The sequence below is a fragment of the Actinoplanes sp. NBC_00393 genome (genome assembly GCF_036053395.1).
GTDB lineage: Bacteria > Actinomycetota > Actinomycetes > Mycobacteriales > Micromonosporaceae > Actinoplanes.
Genome location: NZ_CP107942.1, coordinates 10020981 through 10036517, shown reverse-complemented (window position 1 = coordinate 10036517; position 15537 = coordinate 10020981). Strand labels below are relative to the sequence as shown.

Annotated in this window: 12 protein-coding genes; 1 reads left to right on the top strand and 11 read right to left on the bottom strand. The window is 70.3% G+C overall.

Annotated elements, in window-relative coordinates:
• Positions 1 to 8: 8 nt before the first annotated feature.
• From OHA21_RS46615 to OHA21_RS46565, 11 genes are all read right to left on the bottom strand, one after another.
• Entirely contained in the window at positions 9 to 1046 is a 1038-nt protein-coding gene (locus tag OHA21_RS46615) for a substrate-binding domain-containing protein (protein WP_328466580.1), read from the bottom strand.
• A 23-nt stretch (positions 1047 to 1069) separates the two neighbouring features.
• A complete protein-coding gene (locus OHA21_RS46610) occupies positions 1070 to 2077 on the bottom strand; it encodes an ABC transporter permease (protein ID WP_328466578.1) in 1008 nt (335 codons plus the stop codon).
• Positions 2074 to 3702, bottom strand: coding sequence for a sugar ABC transporter ATP-binding protein (locus OHA21_RS46605; protein ID WP_328466576.1), 1629 nt, complete (start codon positions 3700 to 3702; stop codon positions 2074 to 2076). The genes OHA21_RS46610 and OHA21_RS46605 overlap by 4 nt, the downstream gene beginning before the upstream one ends.
• The gene (locus tag OHA21_RS46600; RefSeq protein WP_328466574.1) at positions 3699 to 4931 is read right to left on the bottom strand and encodes an ROK family transcriptional regulator; all 1233 of its coding nucleotides are present in this window, start codon (positions 4929 to 4931) and stop codon (positions 3699 to 3701) included. Before OHA21_RS46600 ends, OHA21_RS46605 begins: the two co-directional genes overlap by 4 nt.
• Positions 4932 to 6506: 1575 nt before the next feature.
• Positions 6507 to 7655 (bottom strand): YihY/virulence factor BrkB family protein, encoded by a 1149-nt coding sequence (locus tag OHA21_RS46595; protein WP_328466572.1) that lies wholly within the window; start codon positions 7653 to 7655, stop codon positions 6507 to 6509.
• Between the two features lie 133 nt (positions 7656 to 7788).
• Positions 7789 to 8598 (bottom strand): ABC transporter permease, encoded by an 810-nt coding sequence (locus OHA21_RS46590; protein ID WP_328466570.1) that lies wholly within the window; start codon positions 8596 to 8598, stop codon positions 7789 to 7791.
• Between the two features lies 1 nt (position 8599).
• The gene (locus tag OHA21_RS46585) at positions 8600 to 9355 is read right to left on the bottom strand and encodes an ABC transporter permease (protein WP_328466568.1); all 756 of its coding nucleotides are present in this window, start codon (positions 9353 to 9355) and stop codon (positions 8600 to 8602) included.
• Positions 9355 to 10278: an ABC transporter ATP-binding protein gene (locus tag OHA21_RS46580; protein ID WP_328466565.1), complete on the bottom strand. Its 924-nt coding sequence runs from the start codon at positions 10276 to 10278 to the stop codon at positions 9355 to 9357. Before OHA21_RS46580 ends, OHA21_RS46585 begins: the two co-directional genes overlap by 1 nt.
• Before the next feature lie 10 nt (positions 10279 to 10288).
• On the bottom strand, positions 10289 to 10816 hold the full coding sequence (locus OHA21_RS46575) for a hypothetical protein (RefSeq protein ID WP_328466564.1): 528 nt from the start codon (positions 10814 to 10816) through the stop codon (positions 10289 to 10291).
• On the bottom strand, positions 10813 to 12678 hold the full coding sequence (gene dnaG, locus OHA21_RS46570) for a DNA primase (RefSeq protein WP_328466562.1): 1866 nt from the start codon (positions 12676 to 12678) through the stop codon (positions 10813 to 10815). Before dnaG ends, OHA21_RS46575 begins: the two co-directional genes overlap by 4 nt.
• Before the next feature lie 11 nt (positions 12679 to 12689).
• Positions 12690 to 13904: a deoxyguanosinetriphosphate triphosphohydrolase gene (locus OHA21_RS46565; protein ID WP_328466560.1), complete on the bottom strand. Its 1215-nt coding sequence runs from the start codon at positions 13902 to 13904 to the stop codon at positions 12690 to 12692.
• Positions 13905 to 13948: 44 nt separating this feature from the next.
• On the opposite strand from OHA21_RS46565, the gene OHA21_RS46560 reads away from it, so the two are divergent.
• Positions 13949 to 15535, top strand: coding sequence for a methyl-accepting chemotaxis protein (locus OHA21_RS46560; protein WP_328466558.1), 1587 nt, complete (start codon positions 13949 to 13951; stop codon positions 15533 to 15535).
• The last annotated feature ends 2 nt before the right edge of the window (positions 15536 to 15537 follow it).

Below are 15537 nucleotides of genomic sequence, written 5' to 3'. Positions count from 1 at the left end.
TTGTCCCCTTAGAAACCGAGCTTGGCGTACTGGGCGGCGTTGTCCTTGGTGATCGTCTCGGAGGCGAGCATGATCTCCTTGGGCACCTGGAGCTCGACCAGATCGCTCATTCCCTTGCCCTGGCTGATCAGGCGGGCCAGCGAGATCGCCGACGACGCCATCGAGGGGCTGTAGGTCACGGTCGCCTTGAGCACCGTGTCGTCCTTGGCGATCGAGTCGATCGCCGCCTTGGAGCCGGCGCCGCCGACCATGAAGAACTCGCTGCGGTTGGCCTGATCGATCGCGGCCAGCACACCGACGCCCTGGTCGTCGTCGTGGTTCCAGAGGGCGTCCATCTTGGGCAGTGCCTGGAGCAGGTCGGTGGCGGCGGCCTGACCGCCGTTGACGGTGAAGTCGGCGGCCCGCCGGTTGGCGACCTTGAAGCCGTAGACCGCGAGCGCCGTCTTGAAGCCCTCCGAACGCTCCTGGGTCAGCTCCAGCGAGTCGATCCCGGCGATCTCGCCGATGATCGGGTTGGCGGTGCCCTTCGTCTTGAGCTGCTCGCCGATGTAGGCGCCGGCGGCCAGGCCCATGCCGTAGTTGTCGCCCTTGAGCTGCAACCGGTACGCGTCCTGCGAGGGGAAGGCCCGGTCCAGGTTGACCACCGGGATGCCGGCCCGCATCGCCTCCTCGGCGGCGGCGTTCAGCTCCTTGCCGTCGTACGGCAGCATCACGATGATGTTCGGCTTCTGGGCGATCATCGTGGAGATCGCGGCGCGCTGGGTCGCCGCGTCAGCCCCGGCCTCGGTGACCTTGAGCTCGACGTCGGAGTACTGCTGGGCCTGGGCCTTCGCGTTGTTGGTGATGGCGGCGATCCAGCCGTGGTCGGCGGCCGGGGCGGAGAACCCGATCACCACTTTCTCGCCGGGAGCGGCGTTCTCGTTCCCGGCGTTAGTGTTGACCTGGGCGTTGCCGCCGGTGTCGTTGCTGGTGCAGGCGGTGAGCAGGACGCCCGTGCCGACGGCTGCGCCGCCGAACAGAATGCGCCTACGGGACAATGCGGACATTATTGCTCCCGTTCTAATCGTTTTCATCGCTTGAAGAGCTGGCTGACGGAGCGGTAGTTGAACTGCTGGATCAAGACGGCGGCGACGATGATGCCGCCCTTGACCATGTTCTGGACCTCGGTCGGGAGGTTGTTGATGGCGAAGAGGTTGGTGATGGTGGAGAAGACCAGCACCCCGAAGACGGAGCCGACGATCGTGCCGCGACCGCCGCTGAGCAGGGTGCCGCCGATGATCGCCGCGGCGATGGCGTCCAGCTCGTAGAGGTTCGCCGTGGCGGCCTGCGCGCTGGTCGCCTGCGCGGTCAGCATGATCGCCGCGATGCCGCAGCAGAGTCCGGAGAGGACATAGAGCAGCAGGGTCTGCAGTTTCACGTTGATGCCGGCCAGCCGGGCCGCCTCGGGGTTGCCGCCGACCGCGACGGTGCGGCGGCCGAACGTCGTCCGGTTCAGCAGCACCCAGCCGGCCACCGCCACCACCGCGAAGATGATCACGAGCAGCGGGATCCCGAGGATCCGGGTGGTGGCGATGCTGTTGATCGTCTGGTTGGTGGAGATCTGCGTCTGCTTGCCGGAGATCTGCGCGGCGAGACCGCGGGCGGCCACCAGCATGGCCAGCGTGGCGATGAAGGGTACGAGTTTCCCGTACGCGATCAGCACCCCGTTGACCAGTCCGACCGCGATCCCGACGATGATCGCCGTGAAGATCATCCCGACCGCGCCGAAGCTCTGAGTGGCCACTGTGGTGCACCAGACCCCGGCCAGCGCGATGATCGCGCCCACCGACAGGTCGATGCCACCACCGATGATCACGAAGGTCATCCCGATCGTCACCACGCCGATCGCGGACGCCTGCTGAAGGATGATCAGGAAGTTCTGGCGTACCCAGGCCGGGTCGCTGTACAGCTCCGGCCGCGTGATGATCCCGATGATCACCAGCAGGACCAGGACACCGACCAGACCCAGGTTGCGTATCGTTCCCTCGTCGAGACGCCGTGGCTCGCGCTTCTCGGCGGGCAGGGTTTCAGTGATCATGCGGGCTCTCCCTCCAGCAGCGACCCCGCCATCACGAGGTTCAGTACGGTGTCCTCGTCGATCTCCGCGGCCGGCGCCTCGTGGATCATGTGGCCTTCGCGCATCACCAGCACCCGGTCGGCCAGCCCGAGCACCTCCGGCACCTCGCTGGAGACCAGCAGCACACCCACGCCGCGCTCGGCGAGATCCCGGATGACCTGGTAGAGCTCGGCCCGGGCGCCCACGTCCACACCCCGGGTCGGCTCGTCGAGCAGCAGCAGCCGGGTCTCGCCGAGCAGCCAGCGGCCGACCACCACCTTCTGCTGGTTGCCGCCGGAGAGCGTGCGCACCGGCCGGGTCACGCCCGGCGGGCGCAACTCCAGCGACTGCGCGGTACGCCCGGCCGCGTCCCGCTCGCCACCCGCGTCGGTGAACCCCGCCCGCGCGAACTTGGCGAACGACGCCAGCGTCATGTTCTTGTAGATCGGCTCGTCCAGCAGCAGCGCCTGGCTCTTGCGCTCCTCGGGGGCCATGCCCATGCCGGCGCGTACCGCGGACTCGACACTGCGGATCGGCTTGCCGGCCAGCTTCACGGTGCCGGCATCCGGCCGGCGAGCGCCGAAGACCGTCTCCAGCAGCTCCGACCGGCCGGAGCCGACCAGCCCGGCGACTCCCACGATCTCGCCGGGACGAACCGTCAGGCTCACGTCGGCGAACTCGCCGGACCGGGTCAGGTTCTCCACCACCAGCAGCGGTTCCTCGGTCAGCTCGGCCGGTTCGCGGGGCGGGAACACGTACTCGATCGAGCGGCCGGTCATCTTCCCGACCAGCTCCCGGGTCGGCGTGGTCCGGGCCGGCAGGTTCGCCGCGGTGGTCCGGCCGTCCTTCAGCACGGTCACCCGGTCGCCGATGTCGCGGATCTCGTCCAGCCGGTGCGAGATGTAGATGACCGCGATCCCCTGCGCGGTCAGCTCCCGGATGATCCGGAACAGGTTCGCCACCTCGTCGTGGGCGAGCACGGCGCTCGGCTCGTCCATCACGATCAGCCGGGCGTCATGGGAGAGCGCGCGAGCCATGCTCACGACCTGCTTCGCCGCGGCCGGCAGGGTGCGGACCAGGCGGCGCGGCGAGATCTCAGCATGGCCAAGGCGGGCCAGGATCGCTTTTGTTTCGTACGCCGAGACGCGCCGCTTGGTGAACCCGAAGCGGCTCGGCTCGTGACCCAGGAAGGCGTTCTCGGCCACCGAGAGGTCGTCGACGAGATCCAGCTCCTGGTAGATGGTGGCGATCCCGGCGCGCATCGCGGCCTGCGGTGTGGCCGGGGCGAACGGCTCGCCGCGCCACGTGACCTCGCCGGCGTCGGCGTGGTGCACACCGGCCAGAACCTTGATCAGCGTGGACTTGCCGGCCCCGTTCTGCCCCAGAAGGCAGTGCACCTCGCCGGCGCGCACTTCGAGGCGGACGCCGTCGAGTGCCCGTACACCTGGAAAGACCTTGACCACGTCGTGCAGCCGCAGCACGACCTCGCCGGTCTCCCCCTGGCCGCCCGCGCTCGCCGCGCTCTCCTGCCCCGCGTCTTCCTGCGCCACGCTTGCCTCCGCCGCGTTCTTCTCGGCCGCGTTGTGCTCCGGTGTCGGGGTGCTCATGACGCCTGCTCGAAGGCGGCGTCGCTGGCCAGCACGGCCGCGCCGGTCACCCCGGCCCGGCTGCCCAGCTCGGAGAGCACCACCGGCAGGTTGCCGGTGGCCAGCGGGAGGGAACGGCGATAGACGACGCTGCGGATCTCGGCCAGCAGGACGTGCCCGAGCTGCGCCAACCCACCCCCGATGACGATCATCGACGGATTGGCGAACGACACCAGCGTCGCAAGCACCCCACCGACCCGCCGGCCACCGTCACGGATCAGCCGGATACAGGCGATGTCACCCTCGGCCGCGCCGTCCGCGACGTCCTTGGCGGTGATCACCGCCTCGCTCTCGCCCCCACCCCGCGCCGCCCGGCCCGACCCGGACCTCGCCGGACGAGCCGCTGCAAGACGCTGAGCCAACGCCGGCGACTCACCGGACCGCGCTGCCGCCAGCGCGTCCCGGGCCAGCGCCGCCCCACTGAACAGCGCCTCCAGACATCCGCTGTTACCGCAGGAACAGGCCGGCCCACCAGCTTCGACCTGAATGTGCCCGATGTCGCCGGCACACCCGTCCACCCCCCGGAAGACCGCACCGGCCAGGTGGATGCCGCAGCCCACACCAGTCCCGATCTTCACGAACAGGAAGTCGTCGACGGAGTGCGCGACCCCGCCGTGCCGCTCCCCGATCGCCATGATGTTGACGTCGTTGTCCACCACCGCCGGGCACCCGTGCTCACGGGCAAGCAGTTCGCGCACCGGATACCGATCCCAGCCCGGCATGATCGGCGGTGAGACCGGTACGCCGTCGCGGAAGCTGACCGGTCCCGGAACCCCGATCCCGACCGCGTCGAGCCGCTCGTACACCCCCTCGATCTTCGCCTTGGCGAGCAGATCGTTGAGCCGGTGCAGAGTCGCCCGCGGCCCGGAACGAATGTCGGCCGCCTCCCGGTACGCCGCCAACGGCTCCAACCGCCCATTGGTCACCTCGACGTCGATCGAGGTCGCCCCCAGGTCGACCGCGGCGAACCGCAGCCCCGGATGCAGCTCGACCAGCGTCGACCGCCGGCCGCCGCGCGAGGCAGCCATCCCCGCCTCGGCGAGCAGCCCGGACGCCACCAGCCGCTCCACCTCGGCAAGCAGCCGAGGCCGGCTCAGCTCGAGGCGATCGCCCAGCTCAGCACGGGAAACCGGGCCCTCGTCACGGAGCAGCCGCAGAATCCGCAAATGGGGTGCATCGGTCAGGTACAACGAACACCTCCGATGAAGTGGTGCCCGTCACACTAAGCCTGTTCCGTCACTTCGGTCCATACCTTCTGCATGATCAATACAAACTTTTGCGTTGCGAACGCAAAAGTCCGCCTCGAGCCCCGCGAAGCCGCTCCCCCAGAGCCGGACAACGGGCCAGAGTCCGGGCGAAACGCCCCGGCCGGGCGAGCCGCACCGCCCTTGGCCGGGACTCCGCGCCGCGGGCGAGGAAGCGCAGCGGCCGAAAACCAAAGAGGCACGCACAGGTCTCGCTGTCAGCCGGGCTGGGCGGCTGACCACCAGCGTCGCCTCCCAGCCGCTGAAGCAACACTCACTGTCAGCCCGGCCGGACAGCTGACCACCAGCGTCGCCTCCCGCCCCCTGAAGCAACACTCACCGTCAGCCCGGCCGGACAACTGACCACCAGCGTCGCCTCCCAGCCACTAAAGCAACACTCACCGTCAGCCCGGCCGGACAGCTGACCACCAGCGTCGCGTCCCAGCCACTGAAGCAACACTCACCGTCAGCCCGGCCGGACAACTGACGGCCAGCGTCGCCTCCCAGCCACTGAAGCAACACTCACCGTCAGCCCGGCCGGACAACTGACGGCCAGCGTCGCCTCCCAGCCACTGAAGCAACACTCACTGTCAGCCCGGCTGGGCGGCTGACGACCCAGCGTTGCGACCGGACATCGACGTCGGAAGATGTCCCGGCAACTTCTGTGTTGAAGTTCGCCGGGCGGCCCTGCACGCAAGCCTCGGCTGTCGCTTCCAGCGGGATGACAGCGCTACCGCGCGGCTGGGCCTGGATTTCGCGCCTGGGTGATCATTCGGCCGCTTGGTGGTGCAGTCTCGCAGCCCGGCAGGCACCGCTGGTGGGCGGCTGATTGATCGAGTAGGCCGAATCAGCGGCCTCGGCCGCACGTTGGCGCGGTCACCCATCGATCTACCAGCCGGCACGGCCCGCTCGGCCTACCAGACGGCACGGCCCGCTCGGCAATCCGTAGGCGTTGTTCACCGGTGGGCACTGCAGCGGTGACACGGTACAGCTCGACCAGCGCAGGTGCTCATAACGTCGCGCAAAGTCGCGCCGCACAAGGCCAGCTCTCGCAACGCTGGGCGCGAAGCTATGGCCGCGCAAAGCTGGGTCACAAAGCCGGACAGAGTGCGGCGGCACGAGGCCACGCCGTGCGAGGCTGCATCACGCGAGGCGGGGCGGCGGGAAGCCAACCGTACCAAGCTGCGCCACGTGAGGCCGGGCAGCGCGAAGCCCCGCCGTGCCAAGCCGCGCCGTGCCAGGCCGGGCGGCGCGAGGCCGGGCAGCGCGAAGCCGGACAGCGCGAAGCCGGACAGCGCTAGGCCGTGCAGCGCGAGGCCGGGCAGCGCGAAGTGGGGCCGTACCAAGCCGCGCCGTGCCAGGCCGGGCGGCGCGAAGCTGGGTCACACAAGCCAGGCCGTGCCAAAGCCGTGCCAGACGGCGTCGCGCGAGGCCGGGCGGGGCGGAGACGGGCCGCACAGGTGGGGGGAAGGAAGCGGCGTGCCACCGTGGGAGCGGTGGCACGCCGATGTTTCGGGTGGGTCAGTTTTGGCTCAGGCCGTGCTCGCTGCCCTTCTTCAGCTTGCGCGTGTCGCGCAGCTCCAGGAACGGCTCGTCGTCGGCCGGGTGGCCGGCGGCCATCGCGCGGCCGCGTTCGAGTTCGGCGTCGAGTTCGGCGCCGAGCATGATGGCCATGTTGGAGATCCAGAGCCAGACCAGGAAGGCGATGACACCGCCGAGCGTGCCGTACGTCTTGTTGTAGTCGGCGAAGTTGGCCAGGTAGACGGCGAAGGCCGCGGAGGCCGCCACCCACAGGATGACGGCGAAGATGCCGCCGGGGCTGATCCAGCGGAAGCCGCCGGTCTTCGCGTTCGGCGAGGCCCAGTAGAGGACGGCGAACATCAGGCTGACCAGGGCGACCAGGACCGGCCACTTCACGATGTTCCACGTGGTGACGGCGACCTCGCCGAGGCCGATCCACTCGCCGACGACGCGGGCGATGTCGCCAGTGAAGATGACGATGGCGGCGGAGGCGACCAGCATCACGCCGACCAGGGCGGTGACGCCGACGCGGATGGGCAGGGTCTTCCAGACCGGGCGGCCCTCGGGGACGTCGTAGATGGCGTTGGACGCGCGCATGAACGCGGCGATGTAGCCGGACGCCGACCAGAAGGCGACGGCCAGACCGATGATGGCCGCGAAGCCCGCGGTGCCCTGGTCCTTCACCTGGCCGAGCACGGTGTTGACGAGGTTCTGCAGCTGGTCGTTGGGCGCGATCTCGTCGATCGCGTCGGTGACCGCTTTCTGGCCGTCGGTGCCGACCAGGCCGAGCAGCGAGACCAGCACGATCATCGCCGGGAAGATCGACAGCACTCCGTAGTAGGTGAGGGCGGCGGCCCAGTCGGAGATGTTGTCCTCGGAGAACTGCTTGAAGGTCCGGCGGACGGCCGCCCAGACCCCTTTGGCGCGCAGCTGCGACGGCTTGTCCGGCCCGGCGTCGGGGCTGGGCGCCGCGAGATCGGCGTCCCGGTCCTCACCGGTGCGGGTCGTCGCGGCCGCGGCCGCGTCGTAGTCGGCGGCGCCCTGTCGCCGCGCGTCCGCAGCCGGCGAATCGTCGCCCGCAACGGGCTCGGAGTGGCTGGCCGAGGCGTGCCGGCCCGGCTCCTCGTCGGACTTGTGGCGAAGTTTCATCGCGGGGCTTCCCTCCGGGTGAAGCGACGGCTCCGGGCCGCCTGCACGTCACAAGTTCCCCGCCGCGACGTGCGATAACGACCTGAATGCTTGTTTCCCGGCAACGGGCGGACCTAACCTCCGCGGCGGGGGCTCACTTGCACAGCATGCGCTCCATCCGGCGGCCGGCGACAGCCAAACCGGCCGCCAGCAGGACGAGCAGGTACACCACGTCGAGCAACTGGATCCACCCGATCGTGCCGGTGGTGATGCCGCGGAGCAGGTCGACCGACCGGTACAGCGGGGTGATCTCGACCAGCCAGCGCAGCACCGCGGGGTACGCCGTGGCGGGCACGAACGTCCCGGAGAACAGGAAGAGCGCGAACTGCGCCGACCCGATCAGGTCGAAATCCTGCCAGCTGCGGATCAGCGTGGACGTCGTCATGCCCAGCGCTCCGAAGGCGAGGCCGATCAGCACCGTGGCCGGGAAGGCGGCCAGCGCCCGCCCCGGCGTGGTCAGGTCCATCACGACCATGATCACCAGGAAGGCGGCGGAGTAGATGCTGCCCCGGATCATCGCCCAGCCCAGCTCGCCGAGCGCGATCTCGATCGGCCGCACGGGCGTGGCGAGCATCCCCTCGTACAGCCGCATGAACTTCATCTTCCCGAAGAAGTTGAAGGTGGTCTCGGAGAGCGCGCCGCTCATCGCCGAGGCCGCCAGCATGGCCGGGGCGACGAACTCGGCGTAACCCACCACGATGCCGCCGGGCAGCGGGATGTCGCCGATCAGCTGCCCCACCCCGATCCCGATCGAGAACAGGTAGAGCACCGGCTCGAGGAAGCCGCCGAGCATCACCAACCAGTACGCCGAGCCGAGGGCGGCCACGTTGCGCTCGGCGACCGCGGTGGACCGCCGGCCCGCCCCCTCGAAGGACACCAGTTTCGGCAGGACAAGAGTCAGCACGTCACACCACCAGCCGTCGCCGGAACCGCCGGACCGCCAGCGACCACCCCACCGCGCCCCAGGCGAGCAGGTAGAGGAACTGCCACAGCCCGTCCCACCCCGGGGAGAGACCCAGCGTGGCCGCCCGTGAGAGGTCCACGCCGTGCCAGAGGGGCAGCGCGTATGCCACCCAGCGGAGCGCGCCGAGCGACTCGATCGGGAAGAACACCCCGGAGAAGAGCGACATCGGCAGGATCGCGAAGCGCATCAGGATCGCCAGGTAGCTGTCGCTGGTGACGCTGGCGCTGTAGGCCATCACCGGCGCTGCGACGGCCAGGCCGGTGAGCGCCGCGATCGGCAGGACCGCCACCGCCCAGAGCGAGTGCAGGGTGCCGAAGAGCGCCGCCACCAGTAGGAACGCCGCGGCGGCGACCAGCACGCGGAACAGCATGTAGGCCAGATGGCCGGTGACGATGTCGGCGACCCGCAGCGGCGCGGCGGCCTGCGCAAAATACACCTTCAGCCACTCGAAGTAGCTGAGCACAGGCCAGGTGGACTCGCCGATCGCGGTCTGCACCGCGGCCGAGGCGATCAGGCCGGGGACGATCCAGTCCAGGTAGTCGACGCCGTCGACGCCGGCGGTGACGTAGCCACCCACCCCGATGCCGAAGCCGAGCATGGTGAGCAGCGGCAGCACCAGCGTGGAGAGCGCGCTGGCCCGCCACGTCCGGCGGTAGTTGACCAGGTGGTACTCGAAAACATAGGCCGAGGCGGTCATCAGTCCACCAGCGTCCGGCCGGTGAGGTGCAGGAACACGTCCTCCAGGCTGCTGCGCCGGACCAGGGCGCTGGCCGGGCTCAGCGAGCGCCGGTGCACCTCGGCCAGAGCGTCGTCGCCGTCGGGCACGTAGAGCAGGACGCGGTCGGGCAGCACCTCGATCCGCTCGGCGACGCCGGCCAGCTTCTCCGCATAGGCGCCCTGGTCGTCGGTGGCGAAGCGGAGCTCGACCACCTCACGTGTCGAATAGCGCTCGATCAGCTCGCGGGGTGAGCCCTCGGCGGCGATCCGCCCGCCGTCCATCACCACGAGGCGGTCGCAGAGCTGCTCCGCCTCGTCCATGTAGTGGGTGGTCAGCACGAGCGTCACGCCCTGCTGCTTGAGCCGGAACAACCGCTCCCAGACCAGGTGCCGGGCCTGGGGATCGAGGCCGGTGGTGGGCTCGTCGAGCAGGACGATCTCGGGCTCGTTGACCAGCGCGCGGGCGATCGTCAGCCGCCGTTTCATCCCGCCGGAGAGTGGGTCCACCTTGCTGTCGGCGCGCTCGCTGAGCTGCACGAACTCCAGCAACTCGGCAGCGCGGGCGCGGGCCACCGCGCGGGGGATGCCGAAGAACCGGGCGTAGGTGGTCAGGTTCTCCCGGACGGTGAGCTCGGTGTCGAGGTTGTCGAGCTGGGGGCAGACGCCGAGCCGGGCCCGGATCTTCGGCCCGTCACGCCGTGGGTCCAGCCCGAGGATCTGCAGCACCCCGCCGGTGGGTGGGGAGACGCACCCGATCATGCGCATGGTGGAACTCTTGCCGGCGCCGTTGGGCCCGAGGAAACCGAACGCCTCCCCGGCCCGCACGTCGACGTCGATGCCGTCGACCGCGGTGAAATCGCCGAACCGTTTGACCAACCCGCGCGCATGGATGAGGGAGTTCACCCCCGGAACCCTACGGAGGGGGTACGACAGAATTCCGTGCCGCGCCCACCAGCTCGTCGGTCGCCTCGATCACCTCGGGGCCGTCCAGCGGTGTGCCGGCGTCGTAGCGGACCGCCCAGCTCAGCCCGTCCTGCCCGCTCACCCGGCGGCCGACCACCCGGACCGCGCCGGTGGGCAGCGTGTGATGCGTCGTGTACGCCACCGACCGGGTCACCCGGGTGCGTACCTGATCCGGCAGTTCACCGGGCTCGAGCAGCAGGAAGGTCACCACCGGCCCGTCCGTCAGCACGGTGTAGCCGTCCCGCTCCGCGGTCACCTCGGCGGGCGTGATCCGCAGTTCCCGCCCGGACCAGGCCGCCTTGTGGATCTCGTGCCAGCCGAGCCGGTCGGCGGCGCCCGGAAGCCAGAGGCCGTAGTTGGTGGCCACCACGACATCAGTGGAATCGCCGACCGCGGACCACGCCAGCACCCGTTCCTCCGCCGCGAGCGGCGGCCGCGACTCCGCCGGGAGGGAGGGGCGCCGTCGGAAGAGCTTCACAATCCACCTGCCGCCTGTTCACGCAGGGCACGAGCCTGCTGTTCCAGCGAGAAGAGCTCCCCGGCCAGAGCGAGGTACTGGTCCTTGTTGGCCACCGGGTTGACCCGCTGCACCTTGGACTTGAGATCCCGGATCCGGGTGGCCAGCGCCCCACCCTGGAGGCGGGCGAGCGTGATCTGCACGTACCGCGGGTCGACCTGGCCGTCGACGTAGAGCGGCTCGACCGCCAGCTCGCTGACCAGCACCTGGCCGCCCAGATCGGCACACGCGTCGCGGACCTTCTCGATCCAGACCGCGCCGCCGGTCGCCGAGGACGCACCACCGGCGTGGGTGATCGCCTCCCGGACCGCCTGCAGGACCGAGTCGCCGTAGTTCTCCGGGCCGAGTGCGTCGAACATCGGCCCGGCCAGCACCGGCTCCTGCAGGGCGAGTTTCAGCGCCTCGCGCTCCACCAGGCGCTGCGGCGAGTCGACCGATGACTGCGGCGCCCGCTGCGGCGGCTGGTCGACGCCCGAAGACCGCAGGGCGTTGTTCACCGCCCGCTGCACCGGCTCCAGATCCATGCCGAGATCACCGGCGAGCTTTCGCGCGTACTCCGGACGCTTCTCCCGGTCTTTGATCTTGGCCACCAGCGGCGCCGCGCGCCGCATGGCCTCCACCCGGCCCTCCACCGAATCGAGATCGAACCTGGCGAGGGTCTGCCGCAGCGCGAAGTCGACCAGCGGCTCCCGGCCGGCGATCATGTCGCGGACCGCGAGGTCGCCGCGCGCCAGCCGCAGCTCACAGGGGTCCATGTTGTCCGGTGAGACGGCGATGAAGGTACGCCCGACGAACCGCTGATCCTCCTCGAACGCCCGCAACGCCGCCTTCTGCCCGGCCGCGTCCCCGTCGAAGGTGTAGATGATCTCGCCGGTGAAGCTGTCACTGTCCATCAGCAGGCGCCGCAGCACCTGGATGTGGTCGACGCCGAACGCGGTCCCGCAGGTCGCCACCGCGGTCGGCTCACCGGCCTCGTGGCAGGCCATCACGTCGGTGTAGCCCTCGACGATGACTGCCCGGCCGCGCTTGGCGATCTCCCGTTTCGCGTGGTCGAGACCGTAGAGCACGTGCGACTTCTTGTAGATCGGCGTCTCCGGCGTGTTCAGGTATTTCGGGCCGTCGTCGTCCTCGAAGAGCTTGCGGGCGCCGAACCCGATCACGTCGCCACTGACGTCCCGGATCGGCCAGAGCAGCCGCCGCCGGAACCGGTCGATCAGCGAGCCGGACCGCGCGGGCTTGCAGAGGCCGGCCGCGGTCAGCTCCTCCGCGGTGAAGCCTTTCATCCGCAGGTGTTTGGCGAGGGCGTCCCAGCTGTCCGGGGCGAAGCCGCACCCGTACTTCTCGGCGGCGTCGCGGCCGAAGCCGCGCTCGGCGAGGAACTCGCGGGCCTTGCGCGCGCCCGGCGTGCCCAGCTGCTCGCGGTAGAAATCCACCGCAGCCACGTGCGCGGCCAGCAGCCGCTGTTTCTGCCCGGCCTGCGGGCGCGGCGTGGACGGCGCGCCGGTCTCGGTGTCGTAGCGCAGCTGGATGCCGGCCTTGCCGGCCAGCCGCTCCACCGACTCGATGAAGGTCAGATGCTCCGCGTCCATCAGGAACTTGATGGCGTCGCCACCCTGCCCACAACCGTGGCAGAAATAGACATTCCGGGCGGGCGACACGTTGAACGACGGAGTCTTCTCGTCGTGGAAGGGACACAGTCCCTTCAGGTTCCCGCCCCCGGCCGACCGCAGCGTCACCGTCTCGCTGATCACGTCGACGATCGAGCTCCGGTCACGGACCAGTGCGATGTCCTCGTCCTTGACCCTGCCCGCCACGGCATACATCCTGCCTCGCGCTATCGGCGGGCCGCCACCAGGGTCCGGTGCCAGGCCACCGCGGCGGGATCGGTCAGCGAGGCCACCTGGTCGATCACCACGCGCAGGGCGGCGGCATCATCAGCGGCGGCCGCATGCTGCGGCCGGAAGAGCGGATCCAACCTTTCCGGGGTACGAGTGAGCGCGTCCACGAGTTCGGTGAGGATGGTGCGCTGCTGCTCGTACCAGTCCTCGGCGGCCCGGGTGCGCATCACGTAGCGCAGCGCCATGCCCTTCAGCAGCGCACACTGGTCACGGACCGTGCGCGGCACCACGAGGTCGGCGTCGTACCGGCGCATCGGGTCGGTGCCGAACCGGCTGTGCGTGGCGCCCACCGCCGACGAGACGAACCGGCCGGTGAGCACGCTGGTCATCCGTTTGAGGGCGACCTGCGCCTGGTACCCGCCGTCGTAGTCGGCCACCGCCGCCACCGCCGGGTCGGCCAGCAGCAGGTCCAGGGCGCCGGCCAGCTCGCCGGCGGTCTGCGCGGAGTAGGTGGCGGCCACGTCGGCGCAGAGCGCGGCCCGCTCGTCCGGATCGTGCAGCAGCGGGCGCAGGGTCAGGTAGCCGCCGTGTATCCCGTCCTCGACGTCGTGCACCGAGTACGCCACGTCGTCCGCCCAGTCCATGACCTGCGCCTCCAGGCAGCGGCGCTCGTCGGTGCGGGGCTGCCGGAGCCACTCGAAGACCGGCCGGTCGTCCGGGTAGACACCGAACTTGCGGCTGCCGGGCTTGCGGAACCACGGGTACTTGGAGCAGGCGTCGAGGGCGGCCCGGGTCAGGTTGAGCCCGGCGCCGGGGACCTTGGCCTCCAGCCGGGTGAGCACCCGCAGCGTCTGCGCGTTGCCCTCGAACCCGCCGCAGTCCTGGGAGACGGCGTCCAGGGCGGCCTCGCCGTTGTGCCCGAACGGCGGGTGGCCGAGGTCGTGGGCGAGCCCGGCGACGTCCACCACGTCCGGGTCGCAGCCCAGCCGGGCGCCCATCTCCCGGGAGATCTGGGCGACCTCGAGCGAGTGCGTGAGCCGCGTACGCAAGAAGTCGTCCGACCCCGCCGTGTGCACCTGGGTCTTGGCCGCCAGCCGCCGGAACCCCGCCGAGTGCAGCACCCGCGCCCGGTCCCGCTGGTACGGCGTACGCCCGTACCCACTGTCCTTGGCGGGCTCGGATGCCCACCGTTGGGCGTCGGCGGCCGTCATGATCCCACCCTAAGCCGGTTGTCCAGGTTGCCGATGGGGCAACCGTGGAGTCCGATTCGCGCCGTCGCGGCGTCAGCATCGTCGGCCGTCTGCTGTTCCTGGGCGCCGCGGGACTCGCCTCGGTCGCCCTGGTGACCGTCTTCGCGATCCGCAACCTGGAGGATCAGAGCGCCGCGAATACGGAGATCGCCGCGATCAGCTCGGCGATGAGCAATCAGTGGAACGCGGACATGATGCACGACGCGCTGAAGGCCGACGTGATGTCCGCGCTGGTCGCCACCACCGAGGCGGAGCGTGCCGAGTACGGCGCCGAGGAGGTGACCGAGCACGGCCGGACGATGATCGAGAAGTTCGACGCGGCGGCCGCGCTGGCCCCCGCGGCGCTGCGAGCGGACTACGCGCAGGCGCGTCCGCAGGTGGTCGAGTACGCCGACGCGGCGGCCGGGACCGTGAGCTCCGCCGCGACCGATCCGGCGGCCGCCCAGCGGTCGCTGGCCGGCTTCCTGGAGACCTACGCGGCCCTCGAGGAGAGCCTCGGCGCCCTGGACGACCGGGTGGCGGCCGAGGTGACCGCGGCCAGCGAACGCGGCCGGGCGGCGTCGGAGTCGAGCAGCACGTTCATCAAGGTGGCGGCGACCGTGGCGAACCTGCTCACGGTGATCGCCTGTCTGCTCACCATCCGGGCGGTCCGGCGGCCGCTGCGCTCGATGCGCGAGACGCTGCGCACGCTGGCCCAGCGCGACCTGACCGTGCGGGCGCCGGTCGTCAACCGCGACGAGTTCGGCGAGATGGCCGGGGCGCTGAACGAGGCGCTGGCCGCGCTGCAGAGCACGGTCGCGGCGACCGCGGCCCGGGTGGACACCCTGGGTGAGGCGAGCTCCGAGCTGCAGGTGCTCGCCGGTGAACTGGACAGCTCCGCCGAGCGGACCTCGTCGCAGGCCCGGAACGCGGACAGTTCGGCCGGGCACGTCTCCGGGTCGGTGCACGACATGCTGTCCGCAACTGATCAGCTCTCCGCCTCGATCCGGGAGATCGCGAAGCAGGCCTCGTCGGCGGCCAGCACGACGAACGAGGCGACGGCGACCGCGAACCGGACCGCGGAGGCGGTGGGCCGGCTGAGCGAGGCGAGCCGGGAGGTCGGCGACATCGTCCGGATGATCACCAACATCGCGGAGCAGACGAACCTGCTGGCGCTCAACGCCAGCATCGAGGCCGCCCGGGCCGGGCACGCCGGCAAGGGTTTCGCGGTGGTCGCCACCGAGGTCAAGGACCTGGCGCAGGAGACCGCGCAGGCGACCGGCGAGATCACCTCGAAGATCCTGGCCATCCAGGAGATGACCACGGGCACCGCGGAGGCGATCGAGGCGATCGCCGCGGTGATCAAAAGAATCGACGAGGGTCAGCGTACGATCGCCGCCGCGGTGGAACAGCAGGCGGCCACCACCGACCTGATGGCCCGCAATGTCGGCGCCGTCTCGGCGGCCGCCACCCAGATCAGCGGCACGGTCTCGCACATCACCGAGTCGAGCGCGTCCACCGCCGAGGGGGCGAACACCACCCGGCACTCGGCGGGGATGGTCAGCGGAGCGGCCGACGAGATCCGCTCCCTGATCGGCCAGTTCCGCTACTGATC

Bases quoted from the DNA above. Each gene is read 5' to 3' on its own strand.
- OHA21_RS46605 (WP_328466576.1), bottom strand. From the start codon at position 3,702: ATGAGCACCCCGACACCGGAGCACAACGCGGCCGAGAAGAACGCGGCG.
- dnaG (WP_328466562.1), bottom strand. From the start codon at position 12,678: ATGTATGCCGTGGCGGGCAGGGTCAAGGACGAGGACATCGCACTGGTC.
- OHA21_RS46585 (WP_328466568.1), bottom strand. From the start codon at position 9,355: ATGACCGCCTCGGCCTATGTTTTCGAGTACCACCTGGTCAACTACCGC.
- OHA21_RS46565 (WP_328466560.1), bottom strand. From the start codon at position 13,904: ATGACGGCCGCCGACGCCCAACGGTGGGCATCCGAGCCCGCCAAGGAC.
- OHA21_RS46595 (WP_328466572.1), bottom strand. From the start codon at position 7,655: ATGAAACTTCGCCACAAGTCCGACGAGGAGCCGGGCCGGCACGCCTCG.
- OHA21_RS46615 (WP_328466580.1), bottom strand. From the start codon at position 1,046: ATGTCCGCATTGTCCCGTAGGCGCATTCTGTTCGGCGGCGCAGCCGTC.
- OHA21_RS46610 (WP_328466578.1), bottom strand. From the start codon at position 2,077: ATGATCACTGAAACCCTGCCCGCCGAGAAGCGCGAGCCACGGCGTCTC.